Source organism: Dactylococcopsis salina PCC 8305, from assembly GCF_000317615.1.
GTDB lineage: Bacteria > Cyanobacteriota > Cyanobacteriia > Cyanobacteriales > Rubidibacteraceae > Halothece > Halothece salina.
On record NC_019780.1, the window covers coordinates 2,774,471 to 2,787,215 of the forward strand.

10 protein-coding genes are annotated in these 12,745 nt (G+C 41.0%); 6 read left to right on the plus strand and 4 right to left on the minus strand.

Annotated features, from left to right (window positions below; genetic code table 11):
- Nucleotides 1–72: 72 nt before the first annotated feature.
- Nucleotides 73–2,496 carry a sucrose synthase gene (locus DACSA_RS13415; protein ID WP_015230273.1) on the minus strand — a complete coding sequence of 808 codons (2,424 nt, stop codon included), beginning with the start codon at nt 2,494–2,496 and terminating at the stop codon, nt 73–75.
- A gap of 85 nt (nt 2,497–2,581) precedes the next feature.
- Here DACSA_RS13415 and DACSA_RS13420 point away from each other — a divergent pair, with 85 nt between their 5' ends.
- The 4 genes from DACSA_RS13420 (at nt 2,582) to DACSA_RS13430 (ending at nt 6,161) form a co-directional block, all read left to right on the plus strand.
- The gene (locus DACSA_RS13420; RefSeq protein ID WP_015230274.1) at nt 2,582–3,526 is read left to right on the plus strand and encodes a glycosyltransferase family 2 protein; all 945 of its coding nucleotides are present in this window, start codon (nt 2,582–2,584) and stop codon (nt 3,524–3,526) included.
- Nucleotides 3,527–3,538: 12 nt separating this feature from the next.
- On the plus strand, nt 3,539–4,813 hold the full coding sequence (gene stpA, locus DACSA_RS13425; protein WP_015230275.1) for a glucosylglycerol 3-phosphatase: 1,275 nt from the start codon (nt 3,539–3,541) through the stop codon (nt 4,811–4,813).
- 3 nt (nt 4,814–4,816) lie between these two features.
- On the plus strand, nt 4,817–5,035 hold the full coding sequence (locus DACSA_RS20790; protein WP_156800794.1) for a hypothetical protein: 219 nt from the start codon (nt 4,817–4,819) through the stop codon (nt 5,033–5,035).
- Between the two features lie 301 nt (nt 5,036–5,336).
- Entirely contained in the window at nt 5,337–6,161 is an 825-nt protein-coding gene (locus DACSA_RS13430; RefSeq protein ID WP_015230276.1) for a sulfurtransferase, read from the plus strand.
- Here DACSA_RS13430 and DACSA_RS13435 read toward each other — a convergent pair.
- Nucleotides 6,152–6,934 (minus strand): energy-coupling factor ABC transporter ATP-binding protein, encoded by a 783-nt coding sequence (locus DACSA_RS13435; protein ID WP_015230277.1) that lies wholly within the window; start codon nt 6,932–6,934, stop codon nt 6,152–6,154. The two genes, DACSA_RS13430 and DACSA_RS13435, sit on opposite strands and share 10 nt — an antisense overlap.
- A 15-nt stretch (nt 6,935–6,949) precedes the next feature.
- Entirely contained in the window at nt 6,950–7,729 is a 780-nt protein-coding gene (cbiQ, locus tag DACSA_RS13440) for a cobalt ECF transporter T component CbiQ (RefSeq protein ID WP_015230278.1), read from the minus strand.
- Nucleotides 7,730–7,898: 169 nt separating this feature from the next.
- Here cbiQ and DACSA_RS13445 point away from each other — a divergent pair, with 169 nt between their 5' ends.
- Together DACSA_RS13445 and DACSA_RS13450 are read left to right on the plus strand one after the other, a co-directional pair.
- Nucleotides 7,899–9,542, plus strand: coding sequence for an NAD(P)H-quinone oxidoreductase subunit 4 (locus DACSA_RS13445; RefSeq protein WP_015230279.1), 1,644 nt, complete (start codon nt 7,899–7,901; stop codon nt 9,540–9,542).
- Between the two features lie 259 nt (nt 9,543–9,801).
- Nucleotides 9,802–12,432 (plus strand): trans-splicing intein-formed DNA polymerase III subunit alpha N-terminal partner DnaE-N, encoded by a 2,631-nt coding sequence (locus DACSA_RS13450; RefSeq protein ID WP_015230280.1) that lies wholly within the window; start codon nt 9,802–9,804, stop codon nt 12,430–12,432.
- 147 nt (nt 12,433–12,579) lie between these two features.
- Here DACSA_RS13450 and DACSA_RS22600 read toward each other — a convergent pair whose 3' ends face one another.
- Nucleotides 12,580–12,705, minus strand: a complete 126-nt coding sequence (locus tag DACSA_RS22600) for a hypothetical protein (protein ID WP_269544602.1) — start codon at nt 12,703–12,705, stop codon at nt 12,580–12,582.
- Nucleotides 12,706–12,745 lie beyond the last annotated feature (40 nt).

Consider the following 12,745-nt stretch of genomic DNA (forward strand, 5'->3'; position numbering starts at 1 on the left):
AGCCCCTTCGACCAGATCAGGGAACACCTAACCCCCAAAATTGGGGGAATTAAGCGGGTTAATCTTTTACACTTACCGTCCTTGATGTTGTTCTAACAAAGCCTGCGATCGAGGCTTATAAATCAGATAAAATAGGGATTCAATATAACGCAACATATCCTCCCGATTTTCCTGCGAGGTAAAGTTCCAGAAACCGTAGATTCGCGCTAAAGACAACAGTTTAGTGGTGTGAATCTTCCAAGTATAACTGGTATAAACCCGTTGCATTGCCTTCTCAGAAATCTCACCCCATAGTTCAGGATTGCGATCGCATTTTTGCACAAAATCAAGAATTTTCTGCGCCGTTTCCTCTAAATTAGTGGGATTAATGTAAAACCCGTTTACTTGGTCTTGAATAATCTCCAATGGTCCCCCAAACTGCGTTCCAAACGTCGGTAAACCAGAAATCATCGCTTCTAAAATCGTCAAACCAAACGCTTCAAACAAAGCGGGTTGCACAAAAATTCCGTGATGGTCAGCAATAACGCGATAGACTTCTCCTGAATCACTTTTCGGGAGTCGCACTCCTAACCAGCGAATTTTTCCTTGTAGGTTGTATTCTTCAATGAGACGATACATTTTCTCAATTTCGTCTTTTTCCTCGCTGTCTGTCGTCTCAGAAACGTGAAGTTTTCCCGCGATTAAAATCAAATTACAATGTTCCTGTAACTGTGGCGAACGTCCGAAACATTCCACTAACCCCGTCAAGTTTTTAATCCGATCTAAACGCGCCATGGAAAACAAGGGACGTTTACTAGGATCATCTAACTTACCAAACACTTGAGACTCATCTTCTTTATAGAATAATAACTCTTCCACCTGTTCAATGCGGTTAGGAATGCGGTCTTCTGTATTTTTATAGGGGAAATAAATGTTTTCATTCACTCCTGGGGGAACAACATTAAACTTGGGAGAAAACAATTCAATCCCATTGACCACATGATAGAGATCAGGCATAGTAAAGTTTTGGTAAGACTCATATTGTCCCACGCTGTCGGGTCGTCCCACAATTTCTTGATAGGTACTGCTGATGATACATTGCGCCGCATTCATCGCAATCAAATCGGCGGTAAATTGAATCGAGAAATGATAATTCTCCTCTAAATCTTGCCAGTAAAGATTACTAAATAAATACTTTGACTTTTCCAACGCATGGGCGACATTAAATTGGGTAACATTAAGACGACGGGCTAACAGAAACGCCACCAAATTCCCATCAGAATAGTTGCCAATAATCAGGTTGGGTTTTCCTTCTAATTCTGCACAAATTTCTCTTTCCGCATCAATGGCGTAAGTTTCCAGATAGGGCCAAATTTCAAAGCGAGAAATCCAATCTTGAGTTACATTCGGGTTATTTTCTCGGAAAGGAACTCGCAATATCCAACCGTTTTCTGTACCATGAACTTTCTCTAGCCGTTCGTTACAGCGTGTCCCATCATTGTTAGGAATGAGACGAGACAGAATTAAAACTTTTGGTTTCACCCCTAAACTGGTTAAACCAGCGAGTTCAATATCTTCTTCTAGTTGTTTTTCTAAACTACGCGCTTGGTCTAAAACATAAACTACTTGTCCCCCTGTATCTGGTCGTCCTAACACCCCTTCTTGTCCAAACCAACCATGAACCGACACTAAGACGATTTTAAAGATCATCGGGATACGGGAGAGGAAGGCTTCTAACCCTTTATTATCAGGGGAGTCAATGAGTTCGTCTAAAATTTCTAGACTTTCTTTAATGCGTCTCGCAGTGTTTCCCCAACCTGGTTCAAACCCCATGTTTTGTAAGTCGAAGCGGAAGTCTTCATAAGGTTTATTGTGCGGTAAATCATTCACAAATGTGAGCGCAAGTTTTACTTGTGCGGAAAGTTGCTGTTGGTTCTGAATCCGTCCATTAATCAGCAGTGTAATTCCGTTATAACTGTGGAGACTGAGGAAATTATAAACCGCCGTTAACCATTGATTTGGGTCTTGGAATAGTTTACTGGACATATAGCGGTTCAGAAAATCGACCCCACGACCAATGTTTTTGGAATCTTTAATAATCGGTGAGTAATCATAGAAGGGCTGAAAGTCAATTTCAAACACATCCCCTTCTTCAGGATTATAATGGTTCACGTATCGATCGCGCACATCTAACAATTCTTGTCTGGTCAGAGATTCCACACTAAAATCATCACAGATACGGTAGCTTTCCTGTTTAGCAATTTCAGGACGGACAATCAGATAAAGACTTTCATATTCTAAAATCAGTTCTTGGGTGTAATAGATGAGGCGACCCAATGCTGACGTTTTCGGGTAATCGAGAGACTTTTCTTGATCTTGACAGAAGCTAGAGAAAGCGTTGAGAATATCGTTTCGTAGGAGATAGCGATGAGACCCCTCACGACGGAGGAGATCAATAAAGTCTCGTAAATCAGTTTTTTCTTTACTTTCGAGGACAGCTTGTAGTAACTCAGACATCAATATTTCCTTCTTGCTTACAACTTCGCAACCTAATATGGGTTAATCTGCAATTTGTTTCCACTTCCTTGAGGAGTAATTAACCTTGATCAAACTTATTATACAAATCCCGTGTTACAACGAAGAAGCCACGTTAGGCGCTACTTTGGCTGATTTGCCTCGTGAACTGCCAGGTGTTGATCAAATTCAATGGCTGATTATTGATGATGGTAGTCGCGATCGAACGGTAGAAGTTGCCGAAGCCAGTGGTGTTGATTATATTGTCCGTCACCCAAAAAATCAAGGGTTAGCCAAAGCCTTTATGACGGGTTTAAGACACAGTTTAGCTGCTGGCGCAGATATTATTGTTAATACTGATGCGGATAATCAGTATTGCGCGACGGACATTCCCCATCTTATTGAACCAATTTTATTACAACGAGCAGAAATTGTCGTCGGGGCGCGACCAATTAATAAAATTCCCCATTTTTCTCCCATTAAGAAAACTTTGCAACGTTTAGGGAGTTATGTGGTTCGTTTAGCGAGTAATACGAACATCCCAGACGCACCCAGTGGGTTTCGTGCGTTTAGTCGTGAAGCAGCGTTTCAAATTAATGTTTTTGATAACTATACTTACACTTTAGAAACGATTATTCAAGCTGGACAAAAAGGAATGGCAATTACATCAGTTCCAGTGGGAGTTAATGGCGATTTACGTCCGTCTCGTTTAGTCAAGAGTACCCCTACTTATATTTTGCGGTCAATGACAACAATTCTCCGCATTTTTATGTTATACAAACCCCTTCGTTTCTTTTTAATTCTGGGTTCAATTCCTTTCAGTGCTGGGTTTTTATTAGGGGTGCGCTGGCTAATTTTCTTTTTTATGGGAACAGACAGAACTCGCGTTCCTAGTTTGATTTTAACGGCGATTTTAATTTTAATTGGTTTTCAGTTATGGATGTTTGGTTTAGTTGCTGATTTGATGGCGGCGAACCGTCGCTTAATGGAGGATATTCAGGTTAATTTAAGAAAAGAAAATAACGCTAATTAAGGAGATTTAATTGTGTCAAAGTTTCATCCGTTATTACAAGAAAACTCGCCCTCTCTCAATCATCAAAAACTCGCTGATATATTAACCAATTATGACAATATTTTAATCATTCAAGATTTAGATGGGGTTTGTATGGAGTTGGTTAAAGACCCCTTAAACCGCACCATTGAACCGAAGTATGTAGAAGCAACAAAAGCGTTTTCTGATCAGTTTTATGTGTTAACAAATGGTGAACATATTGGCAAACGGGGCGTTAATTCGATCATCGATCGCGCCTTTGGTGATGCTGATTTTGTTCACAAAAATTCCCTTTATCTTCCAGGTTTAGCGGCGGGTGGTGTCCAATGGCAAAACCGAAAAGGAAATGTCTCTCATCCTGGGGTTACGGAAAAAGAATTAGCATTTTTAGCCACTGTTCCTCAACGCATTCGAGAACAATTAGAACAGTTTTTTAAGCAGTTTTCAGACACTCGATCAAGCGCCGAAATTGAATCAGATATTGAAGCCTCAATTTTAGATAATATGGCTTCTCCTACTGCAAATCTCAACACAATTTATGATCGATTAAAGACGAATCCTGAACGCTATTTCCAGTTACAAAAAACAATGGCACAATTGATGGAAACGTTACTCAGCGAAGCCCATCAACAAGGCTTAACCGATTCCTTTTTTGTTCATTATGCCCCCAATTTAGGACGGGATAAAAACGGGAAAGAAATTTTACGTCCAGTGGAAAAAACAGATTCAGGAACAACTGATTTCCAGTTTATGATTCGTGGCGCAATCAAAGAAGCGGGTGTCTTATATCTCCTCAATTATTATTACTATCAACGGACTGGAAACTATCCCCTCGGAAAAGATTTTAATGTTCGTGATGCGCCCAATAATTACTCAGAATTACTGCAATTAGTCAAGAATAATTTTGATTTTAATTTGATGCCAATTCTCATCGGAGTTGGTGATACAGTTAACAGCAGTGTTACCGAAATCAATGGCAAAATTGAAGCAAGAAGAGGAGGAAGCGATCGCGCTTTTCTGCAATTAATCCAAGACATTCATCCCAATAATATTGTTGTCTATATTGATAGCAGTGGGGGAGAAGTCAAAAACCGTAAACCAGTTCGCATTGAAACCACACCCAACGGAGAAGCAAAGGTAACAGAAACGCCCACTGATCCACGAGATATCAATGATCCACTGACTTTAAACCTAATTTTCCCTCGCGGTCATTCTGAATATACAGCCTTTTTCCGTGACGTGGCGACGAAAAAACTCAATCGTAACTAGGGCTTGCTGAAAAAGTCCATTGGTTGGTTTAGTAAGGCAAGAGGCAAGAGGCAAGAGGCAAGAGGCAGGGTTTTGATGATTGAACAATCAATGAACTTGCATTTTTACCTGAACTTAATCGCCTCAAATCCTTATTTGGTAAAACTTTCAGTTTCCCAACAGCAAGCCCTAACTAAATTCCCCCCTTTCAAAGGGGGGTTAGGGGGGATTGATTGTAACTAATTCAAAGGAAAGTTAAGAGGGGGTTTTTCTAAAAGTTTCCCCCCCTTTCAAAAGGGGGGTTAGGGGGGATTAATTGTAACTAATTTTTAAAACGCACCTGCGAAGCGCATGGCTTTCACCGATTACTGCGCTTCTTGTGCGATCGCATATTGAGTGGAGTGCCACGCAAGGTGACTTCTTGGGCGCACGTGCTATTCGCGGTGCTATCCTAGTCTTGCAACTAGCTCCTCAAGCGTCAATTCCCATCCTCCCGATGGTACTGTAACCTATTATAAACTCGATCGAATCTTTCGGCAAGCCTATGAAATCAGTTTTTTCAGTTAACGAATTATTCAACCGTCTCGATGATCCGAATCTAGTTGTGATTGACTGTCGCTTTCAACTAGCTGATCCCAGTTGGGGAAAAAAGCAGTATGAAACCCGCCATATTCCAGGTGCTTTTTACCTAGATTTAAATCAAGATTTATCCTCACCCGTGCAAAAACACGGGGGGCGACATCCTCTCCCTGATTCTGATAGTTTAGGACAAAAATTGGCGAAAATGGGAATTAATCGCGGAGAAACGCAAGTAATCGCTTATGATGACTCTCGCTGTGCGTTTGCGGCGCGGTTGTGGTGGTTATTGCGATATTATGGTCACGATCGGGTTGCGGTGTTAGACGGCGGTTGGAATGCCTGGGAAAAAGCTGGTTATCCCGTTAGCGCCCAGATTCCCCCCTCGAAAACAGGTCATTTTTCGCCTCAACTGCGAACGGATTGGGTAGTCGATCGAACAGAGGTCAAAGCTCGTCAACAAGACCCAAACACGGTTATTATTGACTCTAGAGACCCCGATCGCTATCGTGGAGAAAGAGAACCGATCGATCCAGTGGCGGGACATATTGCGGGGGCGATCAATCTTCCCTGGAAAAGCGTCACCGATGAACAAGGAAACATTTATCCGCCTTCCCAACAACAGAAACGCTGGTTAAACAGTGACTTACCTCTTGGAGAAACACAGGAAAAAATCGTTTATTGTGGTTCTGGTGTTACCGCTTGTGTCAACTTATTCTCCTTACATTTAGCCTCATTGCCTCTAGGGAAATTATATGCTGGAAGCTGGAGTGATTGGTGTTCCTATTCCTGATGGGCATCAGGAGGGTGATGAAACAGAGAGTGGGGTTTTTCCAAGCCATGACTTTCCATTAAACTTTGATTTCCCATAACCCGATGCGGATCACCATCAGCTATAATTTGTCCTTGATTCAAAAGGATGACTCGATCGCACACTTCTAGAAGTAACTCTAAATCATGGGAAGAAATAATAATCGTTTGTTCAGAAATCTCTAAAAAATCAATTAAGCGCCGCCGTGCGGATAAATCTAAATTGGCGCTGGGTTCATCATATAAAATAAGTTGAGGGTGCATCGCCAAAACCGTAGCAATGGCAACCATACATTTTTGTCCCCCTGAGAGTTGGTGGGGGATGCGCTGCGCGAGGGGATAAGTTCCAGTGATGGTTAACGCTTCTTCCACCCGATGTTTAATTTCTGAAGGAGACAGTTGTAAATTTTCGGGACCAAAAGCGACATCATCCCAAACCGTCGGACAAAATAGTTGATCATCTGGGTTTTGAAAAACTAAACCAACATTGGGGTTAAAGGTTTCCGCTTGTACCGATTCTCCAAAAATAAACATTTCCCCCGCCGTCGGCTTTAAAATGCCACAAGCAGAAAGGAAAAGCGTCGTTTTCCCTGCGCCATTGGGACCAATTAACCCCACCCTTTCTCCCGCTTCGATTTGGAAGCTAATTTGGTCTAAAACCGCAGGTTGCTGTGGGTAAGAAAATTTTAGATCATGAACCGCCAAGGCACTTTCTTCTGAGGTTTTGATCCGTGGAAATTGCGTCAGTTGTTTCATAAGACTGATAAATAACTAAAATAAAAACTCTGCAATCATTAAACTCAGCGCGATCGTACAGGTAAACCAAAACCAAAACACCATCGCTGGTGTCGCTTCCCGTAAAGCAACGCCTAAGCCAATTTTTTGTTGACGTAACCCGTAGTTATAGCCGCGTAAAATCATCGCATGATAAACCTGTTGGGATTGTTCATAACTTCGCACCAATAAACTCCCCATCAAAGAAGCTAAACGTTTCGTATTACGAACACTAAATTGACGAGAATCAAATCCCCGTAGTCTCATTGCTCGCTGCATGGTTGTTAGTGTATCCCCAAACGATTCCAGATAACGGTAAGATAACAAAGTCATATCTACGATCACTCGCGGCAAACCTAACGATCGCATCGCCTTGATACTGCTTAAAAATGGTGCAGTTCCGAATAAAATTAAGCTAATCGTAAGAATACAGACAAAACGGGTGACAATTAGCATCACCGCTAATAATCCTTCCTCTCGCAGCGCGATCGGTCCCCATTCCCAAAGTACCGTTTCTCCTGAAATCAACGGTAACACCAACACTACCGCCGCGATAAAAATCCCTGGATATTGTAATCGAGACAAAAGAAACGATAACGGGAGATGGGATAACACATACAAAATCACCGTGATTAAAACCATCACAGGTAATAACCCCAAATTTTGCACAAACGCGAATGCAAAAATTAATCCTCCCAACGCAATCAACTTTAACTGTTGATTCCAGTGATGGAGAGGGGAATCTAAATGAGCATACTGATCCAAAGCAAGTTTCATAAAAGTGATAGAGACTTCACAATCTAGGGTAATCCAAGAGAGAAAGGTAAAAAACTAAAGGAAACCATTAAATCTTTCTATAGCTTTTTCCGTTATAGACCTTTTCAAAAGTTAACATCCCTTCATATAATGAAAGCTGTCCTCATAAGTATTTATTCTTATTCATCTTATGTTCGAGTTTCAAATTCCCTGGTTAAGCACAATTATCATCTTTCCCTTACTCGCTGCGGCAGTAATTCCCTTTCTTCCCAACGAAAACGGAAAAACCCTGCGCTGGTTTACCCTCAGCGCCAGTTTGATCACCTTTTTGCTCACCGTTTACGCATTTGTAAACAACTTTAACCTTAATGACAGTCAATTCCAACTCCAAGAGAACTATCCTTGGCTACCTCAACTAGGCTTAAACTGGTCATTAGCGGTGGATGGCTTATCAATGCCTTTAATTGTCCTCTCTGGCTTAATTACCACCCTAGCAGTAGTTGCCGCTTGGAATGTTACCTATAAATCACGCTTATTCTACGCTCTTATTCTTGTTCTTTACAGCGCCCAAGTTGGCGTATTTGCTGCCCAAGACTTATTATTATTCTTCTTAATGTGGGAACTGGAATTAGTTCCTGTCTATCTCTTAATCTCCATCTGGGGAGGCAAAAATCGCAGTTATGCCGCCACTAAATTTATTCTCTACACTGCAGCCGGTTCCGTTTTTATTCTGGTTGGCGCTTTAGGTTTAGCCTTCTACGGTAATGAAGTTAGTTTCGACATGATGCAATTAGGGATGAAAAATCTGCCCTTTGCTGTGGAAATGTTTGCTTATGTCGGTTTCTTAATCGCCTTTGGTGTTAAACTGCCAATTTTCCCGCTTCATACTTGGCTTCCCGACGCGCACAGTGAAGCATCCGCACCAGTTTCCATGATTTTAGCAGGCGTTTTGCTAAAAATGGGCGGTTATGGACTAATTCGGATGAATGTGGAAATTTTACCCAATGCTCACGTTTATTTTGCTCCTGTGTTGGCGGTTTTAGGGGTGGTGAACATTGTTTATGGTGCATTCACAGCCTTTAGTCAAACTAATCTCAAACGTCGTCTTGCTTATTCTTCAATTTCCCACATGGGTTTTGTTTTACTCGGAATTGCTTCCTATACGGAATTAGGATTAAACGGCGCTGTGTTACAGATGGTTTCTCATGGTTTAATCGCAGCCGCTTTATTCTTCCTCTCTGGCGCAACTTACGAGCGTACTCATACCCTTGTTATGGAGAAAATGGGCGGTATGGCGCAAGAAATGCCGAAAATTTTCGCTCTCTTTACGACAGCAGCCATGGCTTCTTTAGCATTACCTGGCATGAGTGGCTTTGTCAGCGAGTTAACGGTGTTTCTCGGTATCGCTACCAGTGACGCTTACAGTGATATTTTCAAAACCGCAATGGTGTTTTTAGCGGCGGTGGGCTTAATTCTGACTCCCATCTATCTGCTTTCTATGTTGCGTCAAGTGTTCTACGGTGCGTCTAATTCTGAGCTTGCGATCGAAAAATACTTGGGAGATGCGAAACCTCGTGAAATCTTCATTACGGCTTGTTTACTGCTTCCCATCATTGGCATTGGTTTGTATCCCAAGTTAGCAACTCGCACTTATGATGTGAAAACTGTGGAAGTGGCTCTAAAAGCACGAGAAGCGGTAACGCCAGTAATTGCAGAGCGTGGAAATACGTTTCAAGCCAGCTTAAATCCGTTTTACGCGCCTGGGTTTGTTGCTCCCAGTCTTCCCCAAAGCAATTCGCAAGCGATGTTAGATCAGTATAGCGCTACGCGCTAGGCAAGAGGCAAGAGGCAAGAGGCAAGAGTGCAATAGTTAGGTGAGTTTCAACATTTTGGAATGTTCTAACCTGATTTTGTAGCGCTATAACAGCAATTCATCACTTGATTAAAATTAACAAAGAGAGGCGATCGATCGCCTCTTTTTTTTTGGTAAAACCTAGCCCCCAGCTACACCCAACCTACCTGTTACTTGGATGTCATATTAAAATTGGTGTTGGGTTTCGTAAACTCCACCCAACCTACCTGTTACTTAAAATATGTCATCATTTGTCGGTTTACACATTCATAGCGATTACAGTTTATTAGATGGGGCTTCCCAGTTACCACCGTTGATCGATCGAGCGGTAGAATTAGGGATGGATGCGATCGCCCTTACGGATCATGGTGTGATGTACGGCGCGATCGAACTGATTAAAGTCTGTCGATCGAAAAACATTAAACCCATCATCGGAAACGAAATGTATGTGATTAACACCGATGATTTAGAAAAGCCTGGCAAATATAAAAAGTATCACCAAGTTGTTCTCGCCAAAGATACACAAGGATATAAAAACTTAGTTAAACTCACCACAATTTCTAACTTAAAAGGCGTTCACGGAAAAGGAATTTTTGCACGTCCATGTATTAATAAAGACTATCTCGAACAGTATAAAGAAGGATTGATTGTCACCAGTGGCTGTTTAGGGGGAGAACTTCCCCAAGCGATTTTAAGAGGAGAACGAAAGGAAGCGCGAAAAGTTGCTAAATGGTATAAAAAAGTCTTTGGGGATGACTATTATTTAGAAATTCAAGATCATGGTTCACAAGAAGATCGCATTGTTAACAGTGAAATTGTTAAAATCAGTGAAGAATTAGACATTAAAATTATCGCTACGAATGACTCCCATTTTATTTCTTGTAATGATGTTGAAGCACACGACGCACTGATTTGTATTCAAACTAATAAATTAATTACCGAAGATAAACGCTTGCGTTATAGCGGTACAGAATATCTGAAATCTGCAGAGGAAATGAGGCAGTTATTTCGAGATCATTTATCTGATGACATTATCGAAAGCGCGATCGGAAATACGGTTGAAGTTGCAAAAAAAATTAAATCTTATAACATTTTAGGAGAACCGCGCCTTCCAGATTATCCCGTTCCCAGTGGACACACCGATGATAGTTATTTAGAAGAAATTACATGGAAAGGATTACTGGAACGTTTAGACTGTCGCAGCCGTTCAGAAGTTGAGGAAACCTATAAAACCCGTTTAGAAAGAGAACTAAAAATCATGCAAGAACGGGGATTTTCCAGTTACTTTTTAGTAGTTTGGGATTATATTAAATATGCCAGAGATAATAACATTCCTGTTGGCCCCGGACGCGGTTCTGCTGCGGGTTCATTAGTGGCTTACGCGCTGAAAATTACGAACATTGATCCCGTTCATCATGGGTTACTTTTTGAACGATTCTTAAACCCAGAAAGAAAATCAATGCCTGATATTGATACAGATTTTTGTATTGAAAGAAGAGACGATGTAATTGATTATGTAACCCATCGTTATGGGGAAGATAAAGTCGCTCAAATTATTACGTTTAACCGCATGACATCAAAAGCAGTTTTAAAAGATGTCGCGCGGGTTTTAGATATTCCTTATTCTGAATCCGATCGTCTCGCAAAAATGATTCCTGTGGCGAGAGGAAAGCCAGCAGAATTAACAAAAATGATCTCCGATGAAACACCCGAACCTGAGTTTAAAAAACTCTATGATAGTGATGAGAAAGTACAGCGTTGGGTGGATATGGCAATCCGCATTGAAGGAACAAACAAAACTTACGGGGTTCATGCGGCTGGTGTGGTTATTTCTAAAGAACCTCTAGACGAAATTGTCCCTTTACAAAAGAACAATGATGGAGCAGTAATTACACAGTATTATATGGAAGATTTAGAGGCTCTTGGTTTATTAAAAATGGACTTTTTAGGGCTGAAAAATCTGACCACAATTAAACATACTGCCGATTTAATTGAAAAAAATACAGGAAATAGATTAAACCTTGATCAGCTTCCCATTGATGAGATTCGTTCTCGTGAAATTTTAGCAAAAGGAGAAATTAAAAATACGAAACCAGATGATGTTCAAAAAACCTATGATTTGATTGAGAAAGGACAATTAGATGGAATTTTTCAGTTAGAATCATCAGGAATGTTAAAAGTTGTTCAAGATTTAAAACCCTCTAGCATTGAGGATATTTCCTCGATTTTAGCTTTGTATCGCCCAGGACCATTGGACGCGGGATTAATTCCTAAATTTGTCGATCGAAAACATGGGAAAGAAGAAATTACTTATGAACATCCCATTTTAGAAAAGATTTTAGACGAAACTTATGCTGTCATGGTCTATCAAGAACAGATCATGAAAATTGCTCAAGATATGGCAGGATATTCTCTAGGACAAGCGGATTTATTACGCCGTGCCATGGGAAAAAAGAAAGTTGCAGAAATGCAGAAACATCGAGAAATGTTTATTGATGGGGCGACTAAAAACGGCGTTAAACAACAGGTTGCGGAAAGTTTATTTGAGCAAATGATTAAATTTGCAGAATACTGTCTCAGTTATGACACAGAAGTTTTAACGGAAGAATACGGCGCGATTCCTATTGGTAAAATTGTCGAAGAAAGAATGAATTGTCATGTTTATAGTGTCGATGAAAATGGCTTTATTTATAGCCAACCGATCGCGCAATGGCATCCCAGAGGAGAACAAGAAGTTGTAGAATATACCCTAGAAGATGGAAAAATCATCCGAGCCACTGCCGATCATAAAATGATGACAGAAACTGGGGAAATGTTACCGATCGAACAGATTTTCCAACAACAATTAGACCTAAAAATCAGTAATCAGTGATCAGTGATCAGTGACCAGTGACCAGTAACCAGTGACCAGTGACCAGTGATCAGTGACCAGTAACCAGTGACCAGTGACCAGTGATCAGTGACCAGTAACCAGTGACCAGTGACCAGTGATCAGTGACCAGTAATCAGTGACCAGTAATCAGTGACCAGTAATCAGTGACCAGTGACCAGTGACCAGTGACCAGTGACCAGTGACCAGTGACCAGTAACCAGTAACGAATAACAAATAACGAATAACGAATAACGAATAACGAATAACGAACAACGATCCATGAACTTTGTCAGCAAACCTTATTTATCCAAAA